We start from the raw sequence: 14,526 nt of genomic DNA, 5'->3' as shown, positions 1-14,526 counted from the left end.
TCAGGGCGAAGGAGGGCTGGCCGAGTGGGAAGGCACCGGATTGCTAATCCGAGGTCCGGGCAGCACGCCTGGCGCGCGTTCGATCCGCGCGCCCTCCGCGTCCTGGGGAGGATTGGCCGAGCCCGGTAAGGCAGCTGTCTCGAAAACAGTGGTCAGCGCGCGAGCGCTGCGCAGGTTCGAATCCTGCATCCTCCGCTCCACCGTGTCCTCTGAAGTGCTGATGGCAGCACGCCCGACTGTTACGCGGGAGGACCAGGTTCGAATCCTGGCAGGGGAACCTCGCCTACTCTTCGCTTCGTGCCCGAGGTGGAAGAGCGGCTTGCCGAAGTGATGACCGCACCGCTGGATTCGATCGTCGACGCCGGCGCGCAGGTGCGCCCCTCCGAGCAGGTGATGCGGGAGTGGCGGCTGCCGGAGACTGATCTCAGCGCCCTGTCCAGGTGGGGGCTTCCCACCGACCTGCTGCAGACACCTGACTTCCAGTCGGAGTCCGAACCAGTGCTCGTCCCCAACGTGGCGGGACCGCTGGAAAGCCGCCTGATCACCCGCGAGGACCGGCTCTACCGGCTGGGGAGGTGGGGCTCGCACGACCTGACGCCGTGGGTGGGCGCAGTCGCCGGTGACGGCAGGGTCATGGCGATCCGCGAGGAACCTGTGACGGCGCAGGACGTTCACCCTGATCTGCGGGAGTACTACCGCGACCTCTACCACCCCTCGGTGGACTTCATCAACTCGTCGGTGGCACGGCTGGTCGAGATCAGCTGGCGGTGGCGCGCGGTCGCGCGAATCCTCACCGGACTGGAGCACTCCCTCTTCGGCGCACCGCGTGAAGTCGCCGAGGCGTTCTACGACCGTGTCCGGGAGTACGAGCGGATCGTCCTCGGGCACGTGGAGAGGATCGACGGGCACCTCCGCGCCGACGACCCGAGTTCCCTGTGGGGCGAGGTCGTCACCGACACAAGCCACTGATCCCCGACCTTCAGCGGAAGTCCCGTGACTTCGACGGGATCCGCAGGTCCAGGTGCTGCAACCGGTCCGCCAACAGGCTGACCACGCCCTCCGCCGACTCGACCACGCCCCGCACGAGCATCGCGCCGCTGCCGCGCGCCACCCGCCGGTACCGCGCCCACAAACCCGGTGAGCACACGACGTTCACCATCCCGGTCTCGTCCTCGATGTTGAGGAACGTGACCCCGCCTGCCATTGCCGGCCGTTGCCGATGTGTCACCGCGCCGCCGATCAGCACCCGCGTGCCGGGTTCGACGGACGCGAGGGCAGTCACCGGCAGTGCGCCCATCGAGTCCAAAGTGGACCGTACGAACTGGGTCGGGAAGCTGTCCGGGGACAGGCCCGTGGCCCAGACGTCCGCCACCGCCAGTTCGACGTCGTCCATGCCGGGCAACGCTGGTGCGTCGACGCCGACCACGGTGCCGGGCAGGCGGTCTGGCCTGATGGCGGCCACCGCGCCGGCCGCCCAGAGTGCCTCGCGGCGCTCCAGGCCGAAGCAGGAGAAGGCGCCCGCGGTGGCGAGGGCTTCCACCTGGGCCGCGGTGAGCTGCACGCGGGTGCCGAAGTCCTCCATGTCGCGGAACGGTTGTGCGGCAACGATCCGCTCGGCGTCCGCGTCGCCGATGCCGCGGATGGCGGACAGGCCGATGCGGACGGAGTTCTTGCCCTCGAACGGTTCCAGGCCCGCCCAGGGAAGCGAGCGGTTCACGCACGGGCTGTGCACCGTCACGCCGTGGCGGCGGGCGTCGATCACCAGCGACTGCGGTGAGTAGAAGCCCATCGGCTGGGCCCTGAGCAGGGCCGCGCAGAACGCCGCCGGGTAGTAGAGCTTGAACCACGCGCTCACGAACACCAGGTGCGCGAACGACAGGGCGTGCGACTCCGGGAAGCCGAAGTTGGCGAACGCCAGGAGCTTCGCGTAGATGCGGCCGGCCAGTTCCTCGTTGATGCCCTGAGCCGCACAGCCCTCGTAGAAGCGGTCGCGCAGGCGTTCCATGCGGGCGGTCGAGCGCTTGGCGCCCATCGCGCGGCGCAGTTCGTCGGCCTCGGCGGCGGTGAAGCCGGCCACGTCCACCGCGATCTGCATGAGCTGTTCCTGGAACAACGGCACGCCGTAGGTCTTCTTGAGCGCGTTCTCCAGCAACGGGTGGTCGTAGTCCCACTTCTCGACCTCGTTGCGGCGCCGGATGTACGGGTGCACCGAACCGCCCTGGATCGGGCCGGGCCTGATCAGCGCGACCTCGACGACCAGGTCGTAGAACTTGCGCGGTTTCAGGCGCGGCAGCGTCGCCATCTGCGCGCGGCTCTCCACCTGGAAGACGCCGACCGAGTCGGCTTTCTGCAGCATGTCGTAGACGGCGGAGTCGGTGAGGTCGATCCTGCCCATGTCGACGTCGACGCCCTCGTGGTCGCGGACCAGGTCGATGGCGTAGTGCAGCGCGGAGAGCATGCCGAGGCCGAGCAGGTCGAACTTCACCAGGCCGATGGACGCGCAGTCGTCCTTGTCCCACTGCAGGACCGTGCGCTTGTCCATGCGCGCCTTCTCCACCGGGCACACCTCGCTGACGGCGCGGTCGCAGATCACCATGCCGCCGGAGTGGATGCCGAGGTGGCGCGGGAAGTTCTCCAGCTGCGCGGACAGTTCCAGCACGTCCCGCGGGATGTCGCAGTCGTCGGTGGTGGTGCCGAGCGGGCCCCACCTGTCTATCTGCTTGCTCCACGCGTCCTGCTGGCCCGGCGAGTGGCCGAGCGCGCGGGCCATGTCGCGCACCGCGGACCGGGCGCGGTAGGTGATCACGTTCGCCACCTGCGCCGCGTGCCTGCGGTCGTACTTGGCGTAGACGTGCTGGATGACCTCCTCGCGCCGGTCGGACTCGATGTCGACGTCGATGTCGGGAGGGCCGTCGCGGGCGGGCGCCAGGAACCGTTCGAAGAGCAGGTCGAAGCGGACCGCGTCGACGTTGGTGATGCCGAGTGCGAAGCACACCGCGGAGTTCGCGGCACTGCCCCTGCCCTGGCAGAGGATGTCGTTGCGCTTGCAGAAGTCCACGATGTCGTGCACGACGAGGAAGTAGCCGGGGAAGCCGAGCTGTTCGATGATCCGCAGTTCGTGCTCGATCTGCCCGAACGCCTTCTCGTCGCTCTCGGCGTACCGCCGGCGCGCGCCCTCGTAGGTGAGGTGGCGCAGCCAGCTGATCTCGGTGTGGCCGTCCGGCACGTCGAACGGCGGCAGCTTCGGCGCGACCAGTCGCAGGTCGAACGCCAGCTGCATGCCGAGCAACGCGGCGTTGTGCACGGCGCCGGGAAAACGGCGGAACCGGTGGAACATCTCCTCACCGCTGCGCAGGAACGCGGCGGGCGACGGCGGCAGCCAACCGGCCATGTCGTCGAGGCTGCTGCGCGCACGGACGGCGGCCATCGCGGCGGCGAGCCTGCCACGGCTCGGCGTCGCGTAGTGCACCGCGTTCGTTGCCACGACTGGGAGTTGCAGCTTCTGCGCCATCGCGTTGAGGACGTCGTTGCGCCTGCTGTCCTCGGGCAGGCCGTGGTCGGTCAGCTCGACGTAGACGCGGCCCCTGCCGAACAGGTCGGTGAGCCTGACGATCTCCTCGAACGCCGCCTCCGGGCCTTCCCTCACCAGCGCCCGGCGGACGGTTCCCTTGCGGCAGCCCGTGAGCACCACGACGTCGCCCTTGGTGTCGGCCACGATCTGGTCGACGTCGTAGACGGGTTTGCCCTTCTCGGCACCCTCTTCCAGATGGCCGGTGGTGAGCGTGCGGCACAGCCCGTGGTAGCCGTCCTGCTTGCGAGCCAGGAGAAGCAGGTGGTCGCCCTCGGGATCCGGTTCGCCGTTGGCGGGTCTGCTCAGACCGATGCTCAGCTCGGCGCCGAACACCGTGTGCATGCCGAGTTCCTTGGCGGCCTCGGCGAAGCGGACCACGCCGTACATGCCGTCGTGGTCGGTGATCGCGATGGCGTCGAGCTTGAGCCGTTGTGCCTCCTCGACCAGTTCCTCTGGGTGGCTCGCGCCGTCGAGCCAGCTGAAGTTGGAGTGGCAGTGCAGTTCCGCGTACGGCACGCGCTTGCGGGTGACCGCGAGCTCGTCCGCGTGCATCTCGAACCCCGGCGGTGCGGCGTAGCGGTCGCGGTGTCTTCCCCACCCCGGACCGTCGCCGCCGTCGGGTTTCTGCTCGTAGGGCTTGCCGGAGAGAGCCCGCTCCAGCTCCCTCCAGCGGACCGGCGGGTTATTCCAGCCCATCAGGTTCCTTGCGCGGCAACGGAATCAGGGTCTCCAGCAGATCCCAGTACTCGTCGTACATCAGTCGTACACCCCTTCCAGAAACCACCTCTTGTTCCTGCGGATCAGCAGGAACGCCTGCTCGTTCGTCTGCACCTGGATGCGCGCGGCCCGGTGCGGGTCCGGTGCCCACCACCGCTCGTCGACCGGCCACGGCCCGGCCCACGCGGTGATCTCCCGTGTCTTCCCTTTGACCGTCAGGCTTTTCGGCTGTGCGGTGAGCTCGAGGCGGCCGGTCACGCCGACCTCGTCGCCTGCCTCGTCCTTCAGGTCCGCGGGGTCGTCGGCGAGGGTCGCGGGCGCCCTGGTGAGCCGACCGGGCCACGGGTGGTCCGGATTTCGAGCGGGTACTCGTTCGTCGCCCCACGGCACGAGCCTGACCTGCTCCTTCGGTCCCCTGCCGCCGTCGATGACCCCGGTGAGCACGCCGTCCGGGCCGAGCAGCCCCTGGACGTGCAGCAACGCCCGCACCGCGCGTTCGTCGTCGTGGCCCCACAACCCGAGCTGGAGCGCGGTGCCGTTGACGACCTCGACCGGTTCGAGGGTGAGCGTGCGGATGCCGGAGGTGAGGCGTTCGCGGGTGAGCCACCCGTCGAGCTGCCAGCGCACCCGGTCCGCGATTCCCCGTGGTGTCAACGGTTCCGCGGCCCGCCACACCCGGTGCAGCTCCTCGTCGTTCTCGGTGCGGGCGTGGATGCCGAGCCGCGTGCACGCGAGGCTTCTGGCCGCGAGGTTCTCGTGCAGCCGTTCCGACAGGATCTTCGCGGCGAACGCGGCCGCGTCGATGCGCTCGACCGGTTCGTCGAAGGTCTCGCTGACCGCCAGTTCCGGCGCGGGCCTGCGCTTGTCGAGCGGACGTTCCGGCAACCCGCGCGCCAGCCGGTGCTGCCGGGTGGCCGGGCCGCCGAACCTCGACGCCACCGAGTTCTCCGGCACCTCCGCGAACGCGCCGAGCGTCTTCAGGCCGAGCCTCCTGAGCAGGTCGACCAGTTCTGGTGCGTCAAGCTCGTGCACGCCCAACGGCCTGAGGAACTCCGGCGTCCGGTCCGGCGGCACGATCACGTTGCGGTGCGCGGCTTTCGTGGCCGCGAACAAGCTGTCGGCCATGCCCACCTGGGCCTCGGTCCCGGTCCGGGTCGCGACGTGGTCGACGATCCGTTCGGCCGCCTGCTCCTCAGACCCGAAGTAGCCGACCGGCCCCTGCGCCGGCACCGCGACCAGTCCGGGCAGCACGACCTCGATGCCGGGCGCGAGTTCCTCGACGGCCTCCGCGACCGGCTCGAAGAACCGGGCGTCGCGCTGCGGATCGCGCTCGAAGGTGATCAGCTCAGGACACATCGCCTCGGCCGCGCGCTTGCGCATCGCCTTCCGGATGCCCTCGGCCCGTGCCACCGCGGAGGTGGACACGATCTCGTTGCCGTCGACCACCGCCACGGGCACGTGCGGGGCGGTGCCGGTGGCGGTGCAGGCGGCGATGACGGGCCAGTCGGGGCACCAAACGGCGAGCAGCCGTGTGTCCTTCACGCCGATGGACCCTTTTGCGCGAGCCTGACCAGGCGTTCCACTGCCTCCGTCCGCCTGGTGACGGCACTGTCCGCCCGTCTGGTGGCCAGCTCGTCGGCCCGGCCCGGACCGGCATCAGCCGGCTCGTCGGAGCGGGCCGGTTCACCGGCCACCAGCGGGAGCTCGATTTCTTCCGCACCAAAGGTCAGCAGCACGTTCTTGGCGCGCCCGGCCGAGCCGCGACCGCCACTGCGCACGCTGATCTCCTGGCGCCGCAACGTTTCCGCCCCGTCGTCCAAGGCGTTCCAGCTCACGGACTCCGCGGTCAGTTCCACGTCGGCAGAGGGCCAGGGGCCGAAGGCGATGAGCACGGAACGGCGTTGGCGGGCGCGGGCCGTCAGACGGCGGGCCAGTGAGGGAGGGAGCGGGCAGGCGACGGCCACCAGGTCGATGCCGTCCAGCAGGGCCGCGATGACCGGGCCCGGGTCAGCACCCGGACGTGGGACCAGTGCCAGGCGTTGCACCGCGACGCCCAGTTCGGCCGCGGCCAGCACTCCCACCTGGGGCAGGCCGACCACGGCGGCCCAGCAGCCGTCCGCGGTCGCACCCGCCAGCAGGGCGAGCAGCAACGATGTCGATCCGCCCACCGACACCGTGCTGCCACGCCGCAAGCCGCCCCACGGGAGCAGGCCCGCCAGTTCCCCGCGAACCGGCAGGACCCGCCCCGTGGTGTGGTCGGTGGTGGTGCTGGTCAGCTCGCTGGCCGGGTTCACCCCGAGCGCGGCCAACGACGCCGTTGCCGACCTGGACACTCCACCCACCTCCCGTCACGGACCGTGCGCACCCCTGTGCACGACCGCCGAGGGAAGTTCGGCGACTTGCTTATTCGAACTCTTGTTCGAACGAACGGGATGATCGTAGCGCGCGGGCGCACCCCTGTGTCAATCCCAGAGCGTCACCCTTTTGGTGGACACGGCCACACGAGTCCGGGAGGTCCTCTACCGTGCCTTCAGCACTACTGGGAACTGGGGAAATCGTGAACCAACCACCTCCGCACGGCTGGCATCAGCAGCCGCCACCTCCACCGGGCCGGCAGCAGCCACCTCCACAGCAGGGGTGGCAGCAACCGCCGCCGGGCTGGGGTCCGCCGCAGCCACCCAAGAAGAGCAAGGCTCCGCTGATCATCGGCATCCTCGTCGGCGTCCTGGTGCTCGCCGGTGGCATCACCGGGCTCGTGCTCCACCTCAACGTCAACAAGGACGGCGGCACCAGCAAGCGCGCCGACAAGATGCCCGCGTTGTGCGGCAACGTCTCCGAGGCGGCACTGGCCAAGGCGCGCACGACGAACCCGAACGGCCTCGGTTCGCACGAGACGAAGGTGTCGGACGGCACGCGGACGATCTGCTCGTGGAACCAGACCAAGGGCGTCGACGGCAAGGGCCACCGCAGCACCGACGTCTACGTCTCCAGCGACGACGTGAAGACCGACTTCGACCGGCTCGTGGCGCAGCACATGGACACCAGGGGCGTCCCCCAGCGCAAGCAGCTGGATGACCTCGGCGACCAGGCCACGGCCGTGCTGGTGGAGGACGACTCCGCGTTCACCGACATCTGGATCGTCGTGCGCAAGGGCGACACCGTGATCGAGGTCGACTACTCCGGCTGGGACGCGGGTCTGTTCGCCAACGCCAAGCCGGACGTCGCGGAGTTCGAGGCCGCCGCGAAGGGCATCGCCCAGGAGATGGTCGCGAAGCTCTGAAGCCGAAAAGGGCCGCTCCCCCAACGGGAAGCGGCCCTTCTTCAAGCGGTTCTAGTGGGCGAAGTGCCGCGTACCCGTCAGGTACAGCGTGATGCCCGCTTCTTCTGCCTTGGCGATGACCTCGGGGTCGCGCACCGAGCCACCGGGCTGCACGACCGCGCGCACGCCCGCCTCCAGCAGCACCTCGAGACCGTCCGGGAACGGGAAGAACGCGTCGGACGCGCCGACCGCACCCTTGGCCCGCTCACCGGCGCGCTTCACCGCGAGGTGCGAGGAGTCGACCCGGTTGACCTGGCCCATGCCGACGCCGACGGTGGCACCGTTGTCCGCCAGCAGGATCGCGTTCGACTTCACCGCGCGGATGGCACGCCACGCGAACTCGAGGTCCGCCAGCGTCTTCTCGTCCGCGGGCTTGCCGGCCGCCAGGGTCCAGTTCGCCGGCGAGTCACCGGACGCGTCGATGGCGTCGCGCTGCTGCAGCAGCAGGCCACCAGACACCGGACGCATCTCCGCGCCGCCGCGAGCAGGCGCCTCGGCCACGAGGATGCGCACGTTCTTCTTGCGCTGCAACACCTCCACCGCACCGTCCGCATAGGACGGAGCGATGACGACCTCGGTGAAGATCTCCGAGACGAACTCGGCCATCTCCACGGTGACCTCGCGGTTCGCCGCGATGATGCCGCCGAACGCGCTGACCGGGTCGCACTCGTGCGCCTTGCGGTGCGCGTCCGCGATGCTCAGCTCGGACACCGCGATGCCGCACGGGTTGGCGTGCTTGATGATCGCGACGCACGGCAGTTCGTGGTCCCACGCGGCACGCCACGCGGCATCACCGTCGAGGTAGTTGTTGTACGACATCTCCTTGCCGTGCAACTGCTTCGCCGACGCCAGGCCCACGCGGCCGTCGCCCTGCGTGTAGATCGCGGCGCTCTGGTGCGGGTTCTCGCCGTAGCGCAGCACGTTCGACCGGTTCCAGGTCGCGCCGACCCAGCCGGGGAAGCCGCTGCCCTCATCGTCGGGCGCCAGTGCGCTGCCCATCCACGAGGCCACGGCGACGTCGTAGGAAGCGGTGTGGCGGAACGCGTCGGCGGCCAGGCGCTGCCGGTCGGCCAGGGTGAAGCCGCCCTCGCGGACGTTCTCCAGCACCCAGTCGTAGCGGGCGGGGTCGACGACGACCGCGACGTTGGCGTGGTTCTTCGCCGACGCGCGGACCATCGCGGGGCCGCCGATGTCGATCTGCTCGACGCAGTCGTCCTGGGAGGCACCGGACGCGACGGTCTGCGTGAACGGGTACAGGTTCACGACCAGCAGGTCGAACGGCGCGATGTCCATCTCGCGCAGCTGCTGGACGTGCGAGTCCTTGCGCAGGTCGGCCAGCAGACCGGCGTGCACGCGTGGGTGCAGCGTCTTCACGCGGCCGTCGAGGCACTCGGGGAACCCGGTGACCTGCTCGACCGGCGTCACGGGGACGCCCGCGTCGGCCAGCACCTTCGCGGTGCCGCCGGTGGACACGATCTCGACTCCGGCCGCGTGCAGGCCGGTGGCCAGTTCCAGCAGGCCGGCCTTGTCGGAGACCCCGATCAGGGCCCGGCGGACCGGTCGCCTCTCGGCAGGAGTGCTCACGGAATGCTCACCTTTCGTCCGTTCACGGTGCAGCCCTCACGGGCGAGCCGGCCGACTGTCTCGACGAGCAGCCGGCGTTCGACGACCTTGATGCGTTCGTGCAGGGTGTCCTCGGTGTCGCCGGGTTCGACGACCACGGCCTCCTGCGCGAGGATCGGCCCCGTGTCGACGCCCGCGTCGACCAGGTGCACCGTCGATCCGGTGACGTGCACGCCGTAGGCCAGGGCGTCGCGCACGCCGTGCGCGCCGGGGAAGGCCGGCAGCAGCGCGGGGTGGGTGTTGATCATGCGGCCGCCGAAGCGGGCGAGGAACTGCTCGCCGATGATCTTCATGAAGCCGGCGGACACGACCAGGTCGGGCTCGTACGACGCGACGGCCTCGGTCAGGGCGGTGTCCCAGGCCGTGCGGTCGGCGTGGTCGCGCAGCTTCACGGCGAAGTGGGGCACCCCGGCGCGTTCGGCGCGCTTGAGGCCCTCGATGTTCTCGCGGTCGGCGCCGACCGCGACCACCTCGATCGGGAGGTCCGCGTCCAGCAGGGCCTGCATGAGGGTTCCGGAACCGGAGACGAGTACGACGACGCGCGCCGGTGTGGGAAGCCGAAGTTCGGTGCTCAGCGTCTACTCCTGGTCGTTGCAGCAGCTCAGGAGCAGCCTAGGACGTCACCGTCCCGGCTTGCCGTCCAGGTCCTCCTCCGGCTCCATGCCGAGCATTTCGTCGAACTCCGCATCAAGGTCCTCTTCCTCTTCGAGGTCCTCGTCCGCGTCGTCCTCCGGTTCGTCTTCCTGTTCGTCCTCAACGTCTTCGGCCTCGACGACGTCTTCAGGCTCTTCCTCGTCGTACTCGTCCTCGTCGTAGTAGTCGTCGTCCTCGAGGTCCTCTTCGACCTCGAACTCGTCCTCGTCCACGACCTCGAGCTGTTCGAACTGGTCGGTGAGCTCGTCGTCCTCGAACACGACGTCCGGGTCGACGGCCTCCGCATCCTCGTCGTAGTCCGGCTCGACGAACTCGGCGTCGTCCGCCACCACGGTCTTCTTGCGGTTCCCCGCGAGCCAGGCCACCAGGGCGCCCGGCACCAGCACCCACAGCGCCACGAGCAGCGCGAGCAGGCCCGCGGGCACCGTCACGGGGTCGAACGCGCCGCCCGCCAGCCGTCCACCGGCCGTCGCGGCGAGAACCAGGCTGCCCACGGCCGCCGTGATCGCCGCCACCAGCACCGCGCGCAGCCGCGAGGTCGGCCGGTCGGACACCTTGCGGCAGGTCCAGCCGACCAGCACGCCGATCACCGCGCCGCCGGCCAGCACGGCGGGGCTCCACACGAACGCGTTCTCCGGCATGGCCGCCAGCAGCGGCACCGGGGGCACCGGACCGCCGACGAACCGCGTCGGCGCGACCTCGACCCCGCCCAGCGAGAAGCCGGCGCCCACGACGTACGAGAAGCCCGCGATGATCGCGTTCGGCAGGTAGCCGAGGCACAGCAGGAACACGCCGAGACCGACGCCGAACGACGGACCGGCACCCGCGAAGAGCCCGCTGGTCGTCGGCCAGGACGCCGCGAGACCGGCGGCCACCGCCAACGCACCCATGCAGACCAGCGTGAACAACGCCATGAAGCCGGAGCGCAGACCGTGCAGCGCCACCGGGTCGAGCTTGTCGAACACCACCTCGACCAGGCCACAACGGCGAGCCACGCCGATGGTCGCGGCGAGACCGGACACCGCCGCACAGCCGAAGAACGCCACGGCCGGTGTGGCACGCACGACGCCCTCGCCCATGACGAGCGCGATCGTGCCGCCGACGACCGCGTGCGATCCGGCGATGCTGAGCACGACCCCACGGGCCTGCAGCGGTTCGTAGAGGCCGAGACGGTCGGCGGCCCCCGCGGCGGTGCGGCCGACCAGCAGCATCAGCAACGCCGTGGGCAGCAGCGGCAGCACGCCGAGCTGACCCGACTCGAAGCGCAACGGCACGTGGTGTGCCGCCAGCCAGGCGGGCGCGGCGGCGCTGAGCACGCCTGACGTGGAGAACTCCGCGTACGTGGCCGTCGCGGAGACCAGCGCGAGGACCGCGGCGACAGCGGCGTATCCGACGACCACCGATCCGACCGCGGAGGCGATGAGCACGCGCGTGCGTTCGGACCGCGAGAACTCCGGTGGGCGCACGGTGTTGACCTCGCGGGTCACATCGCGTTGCAGCACGGGCACTTCTCCACTGTGTCAGGCCGCCTGAGCCATTCGGGGCAGGCACGCCGGGTCATACGACAGGGGTGGTGCCGGAGAACCGGCACCACCCCTGAGGTCGAACGGTGTGCGGACCTTACTGCTGCGGTCCGCCGAAGCCACCGGGCGGCGTGCCCGGCGAGCCGAACTGGCCGGGCTGCGGCATGAAGCTGGTCTGCTGCGGCGGCTGACCCGGCTGTGCGGGCTGCTGCGGCTGCTGACCGAACTGCTGCTGCTGGCCGAACTGCTGTGGCGCCTGCTGCTGCGGGGCCTGCTGGGGCGCGCCGTGCTGCGGGTGCTGGCCCTGCTGCGGGAACGCGCCGGACTGCGGGTTCCAGCCGCCCGGCTGCCCCTGCTGCTGACCCGCGTACGGGTTCGCGGGCTTCGGCTCGAACTTCACGATGCCCTCGGCGAGCAGGAACGCGAGCACGACCGCGGCCGTCTCGAGCAGCGCGACGATGAGCAGCACGATGTCGAGGCCCTGCACGGACGGCGACTTGATGATGCCCTGCAGCTGGAGCAGCGTCTGGACGCCCGCGAGGACCGCGGCGACCGGGACGAAGCCCTTCGGGATGCTGGGGAGCACCGAGAGGCCCGCGAGCATGCCCGCGGCCAGCAGGTACGTCACGCTGCCGCTGACGTCGTCCGCGAACGCGACGAGGTACGCCACGAGGCCGAGACCCGCCGCGACCAGCGGGAGGATCAGGGCCAGGTTGATGTTGTTGGCGCCGGGGGCCCCGTGGGCCGGCGGCGGAGCCTGGTGCTGTGCCGGACCCGGCGGCTGCTGTTGGGGTGCGCCGTAAGGCACGGACATGTCGAGGTCTCCTCCTCAAACCAGGGTGCGTCGATTGACGCTAGCAGTGCTCTGCACCCGCTACTAAGACGATGGACCGATCATGCCGGTTCCGCCATACGAGCGAGGGCTGGACTCCGAAAGTACTCGGAATCCAGCCCTCGTATCGCGCTGAGTGCCTGAGATCAGAGACCCTGCATGATCTCGCGCATCAGAGCGGCGGTCTCGGACGGCGTCTTGCCGACCTTGACCCCGGCGGCCTCGAGGGCCTCCTTCTTCGCCTGCGCGGTGCCCGCCGAGCCAGAGACGATGGCGCCGGCGTGGCCCATGGTCTTGCCCTCGGGAGCGGTGAAGCCCGCGACGTAGCCGACGACCGGCTTGGTCACGTTCTCCTTGATGTACGCCGCGGCGCGCTCTTCAGCGTCGCCACCGATCTCACCGATCATGACGATCGCGGTGGTCTCGGGGTCCGCCTCGAACGCCTCGAGGGCGTCGATGTGCGTGGTGCCGATGATCGGGTCGCCACCGATGCCGATCGCGGTGGAGAAACCGAAGTCCCGCAGCTCGTGCATCATCTGGTAGGTCAGCGTGCCCGACTTCGACACCAGGCCGATCTTGCCGCTGCCCGCGATGTTGGCGGGGATGATGCCGGCGTTCGACTTGCCGGGGCTGATGATGCCGGGGCAGTTCGGGCCGATGATGCGGGTCTTGTGGCCCGTCGCGACGGCGTGCGCCCAGAAGTAGGCGGTGTCGTGCACCGGGATGCCCTCGGTGATGACGACGGCCAGCTCGATCTCGGCGTCGATCGCCTCGACCACGGCGGCCTTCGAGAAGGCCGGCGGGACGAAGATCACGGTCACGTTCGCGCCGGTGGCCTCCATGGCCTCCTTGACGGTGCCGAAGACCGGGAGGACGGTGCCGTCGAAGTCGACCTTCTCGCCCGCCTTGCGCGGGTTCACGCCACCGACGATGTTCGTGCCGGACGCGAGCATGCGCTTGGTGTGCTTGGTGCCTTCGGCACCGGTCATGCCCTGGACGATGACCTTGCTGGTCTCGTTGAGGAAGATAGCCATCTTGGTCAGACCCCCGCAGCCGCGAGCTCGGCGGCCTTGGCGGCCGCGTTGTCCATCGTGTCGACAACGGTCACCAGCGGGTGGTTGGCCTCGGCGAGAATCGCGCGGCCCTCCTCCACGTTGTTGCCGTCCAGGCGGACGACGAGCGGCTTGGTGGCCGAGTCGCCGAGGATCTCCAACGCCTTCACGATGCCGTTGGCGACGGCGTCGCACGCGGTGATGCCACCGAAGACGTTCACGAACACGGAACGGACGGCCTCGTCGCCGAGGATGACGTCCAGGCCGTTGGCCATGACCTCGGCGGACGCGCCGCCACCGATGTCGAGGAAGTTCGCGGGCTTCACGCCGTACTGCTCACCGGCGTACGCGACGACGTCCAGCGTCGACATGACCAGACCGGCACCGTTTCCGATGATGCCGACCTCGCCGTCGAGCTTGACGTAGTTGAGGCCCTTCTCCTTGGCCTTCGCCTCGAGAGGGTTCTCCGCCGCCTTGTCGACCAGCTCGGCGTGAGCCGGGTGGCGGAAGTCGGCGTTCTCGTCGAGCGTGACCTTGCCGTCGAGCGCGACGATCTTGCCCTGCGGGTCGCGGACCAGAGGGTTGACCTCGACCAGCGTGGCGTCCTCGGAGACGAAGGTCTCCCAGAGCTTCACGATGGTGTCGACGACCTGGTCCTTGACCTCGGCCGGGAAGTTCGCCGCGTCGGCGATCTCCGTGGCCTTGGCCACGTCGACGCCCTTGATGGCGTCGATGGCGATCTTCGCGAGGGCCTCGGGCTTGGTCGCGGCGACCTCCTCGATGTCCATGCCGCCCTCGACGCTCGCCATGGCGAGGAAGGTGCGGTTGGCACGGTCGAGCAGGAAGGAGAAGTAGTACTCCTCCGCGATGTCGGAGGCGGGCGTCACCAGAACGCGGTGAACGATGTGCCCCTTGATGTCGAGGCCGAGAATGGCGGTCGCCTTCTCCTCGGTCTCCTCCGGGGTGGAAGCGAGCTTCACACCACCGGCCTTGCCGCGGCCGCCGGTCTTGACCTGGGCCTTGACGACGACGGCCTGGCCGAACTTCGCGGCGATGGCCTTGGCGTCGGCGGGGTTGGTTGCCACATCGCCCGGCAGAACCGGGACGCCGTGGGCGGCGAAGAGATCCTTCGCCTGGTACTCGTACAGGTCCACTCGGGTCTCCTGCGACGTCGGTGTCGGAACACCGCGCCTGGGTGGTCCTCAAGGGGCCGTGCGAACCCACTTGACGCGGCT

11 protein-coding genes and 3 tRNA genes are annotated in these 14,526 nt (G+C 69.7%); 5 read left to right on the top strand and 9 right to left on the bottom strand.

Annotated features, from left to right (window positions below; genetic code table 11):
* The first annotated feature begins 10 nt into the window (after positions 1–10).
* The 4 genes from ACH413_RS31365 to ACH413_RS31350 all read left to right on the top strand — a co-directional run bounded on the left by ACH413_RS31365 (position 11) and on the right by ACH413_RS31350 (position 969).
* Positions 11–98, top strand: a tRNA-Ser gene (locus ACH413_RS31365).
* A gap of 8 nt (positions 99–106) precedes the next feature.
* Positions 107–195, top strand: a tRNA-Ser gene (locus tag ACH413_RS31360).
* Positions 196–205: 10 nt separating this feature from the next.
* A tRNA-Asn gene (locus ACH413_RS31355) sits at positions 206–277 on the top strand.
* 20 nt (positions 278–297) lie between these two features.
* Complete coding sequence (locus tag ACH413_RS31350) at positions 298–969, top strand: SUKH-4 family immunity protein (protein WP_360044543.1); 672 nt, start codon at positions 298–300, stop codon at positions 967–969.
* Between the two features lie 10 nt (positions 970–979).
* Here ACH413_RS31350 and ACH413_RS31345 read toward each other — a convergent pair whose 3' ends face one another.
* The 3 genes from ACH413_RS31345 to ACH413_RS31335 are packed head-to-tail and all read right to left on the bottom strand — an operon-like array spanning position 980 to position 6,621.
* Positions 980–4,267 (bottom strand): error-prone DNA polymerase, encoded by a 3,288-nt coding sequence (locus ACH413_RS31345; protein ID WP_360044546.1) that lies wholly within the window; start codon positions 4,265–4,267, stop codon positions 980–982.
* A 60-nt stretch (positions 4,268–4,327) separates the two neighbouring features.
* A complete protein-coding gene (locus ACH413_RS31340) occupies positions 4,328–5,830 on the bottom strand; it encodes a DNA polymerase Y family protein (RefSeq protein WP_360044549.1) in 1,503 nt (500 codons plus the stop codon).
* Positions 5,827–6,621 carry a hypothetical protein gene (locus tag ACH413_RS31335; protein ID WP_360044552.1) on the bottom strand — a complete coding sequence of 265 codons (795 nt, stop codon included), beginning with the start codon at positions 6,619–6,621 and terminating at the stop codon, positions 5,827–5,829. The genes ACH413_RS31340 and ACH413_RS31335 overlap by 4 nt, the downstream gene beginning before the upstream one ends.
* Before the next feature lie 224 nt (positions 6,622–6,845).
* On the opposite strand from ACH413_RS31335, the gene ACH413_RS31330 reads away from it, so the two are divergent.
* Positions 6,846–7,568: a hypothetical protein gene (locus ACH413_RS31330; protein WP_360044555.1), complete on the top strand. Its 723-nt coding sequence runs from the start codon at positions 6,846–6,848 to the stop codon at positions 7,566–7,568.
* A gap of 51 nt (positions 7,569–7,619) precedes the next feature.
* Here the strand turns inward: ACH413_RS31330 and purH are convergent, their stop codons facing one another.
* The 6 genes from purH to sucC form a co-directional block, all read right to left on the bottom strand.
* Positions 7,620–9,191 carry a bifunctional phosphoribosylaminoimidazolecarboxamide formyltransferase/IMP cyclohydrolase gene (purH, locus tag ACH413_RS31325; protein WP_360044558.1) on the bottom strand — a complete coding sequence of 524 codons (1,572 nt, stop codon included), beginning with the start codon at positions 9,189–9,191 and terminating at the stop codon, positions 7,620–7,622.
* The gene (gene purN, locus ACH413_RS31320) at positions 9,188–9,805 is read right to left on the bottom strand and encodes a phosphoribosylglycinamide formyltransferase (RefSeq protein ID WP_360044604.1); all 618 of its coding nucleotides are present in this window, start codon (positions 9,803–9,805) and stop codon (positions 9,188–9,190) included. Before purN ends, purH begins: the two co-directional genes overlap by 4 nt.
* A gap of 45 nt (positions 9,806–9,850) precedes the next feature.
* Complete coding sequence (locus ACH413_RS31315; RefSeq protein ID WP_396425386.1) at positions 9,851–11,392, bottom strand: DUF6350 family protein; 1,542 nt, start codon at positions 11,390–11,392, stop codon at positions 9,851–9,853.
* A 112-nt stretch (positions 11,393–11,504) separates the two neighbouring features.
* Positions 11,505–12,221: a DUF5336 domain-containing protein gene (locus tag ACH413_RS31310; protein ID WP_360044564.1), complete on the bottom strand. Its 717-nt coding sequence runs from the start codon at positions 12,219–12,221 to the stop codon at positions 11,505–11,507.
* 164 nt (positions 12,222–12,385) lie between these two features.
* Positions 12,386–13,273, bottom strand: coding sequence for a succinate--CoA ligase subunit alpha (gene sucD / locus ACH413_RS31305; protein ID WP_360044567.1), 888 nt, complete (start codon positions 13,271–13,273; stop codon positions 12,386–12,388).
* A 5-nt stretch (positions 13,274–13,278) separates the two neighbouring features.
* A complete protein-coding gene (gene sucC / locus ACH413_RS31300) occupies positions 13,279–14,445 on the bottom strand; it encodes an ADP-forming succinate--CoA ligase subunit beta (protein WP_089915033.1) in 1,167 nt (388 codons plus the stop codon).
* Between the last annotated feature and the right edge of the window lie 81 nt (positions 14,446–14,526).

Origin of the sequence: Lentzea sp. NPDC020367 (assembly GCF_044387305.1) — a bacterium.
In the GTDB taxonomy this organism is placed as follows: Bacteria; Actinomycetota; Actinomycetes; order Mycobacteriales; family Pseudonocardiaceae; genus Lentzea.
Note: the sequence above shows the minus strand (reverse complement) of the source record. Positions and strands in the feature narration are given on the sequence as shown.

Excerpts from the sequence above, each read along its gene's own strand:
- ACH413_RS31345 (WP_360044546.1), bottom strand. The coding sequence starts at position 4,267 with ATGGGCTGGAATAACCCGCCGGTCCGCTGGAGGGAGCTGGAGCGGGCT.
- sucD (WP_360044567.1), bottom strand. The coding sequence starts at position 13,273 with ATGGCTATCTTCCTCAACGAGACCAGCAAGGTCATCGTCCAGGGCATG.
- ACH413_RS31310 (WP_360044564.1), bottom strand. The coding sequence starts at position 12,221 with ATGTCCGTGCCTTACGGCGCACCCCAACAGCAGCCGCCGGGTCCGGCA.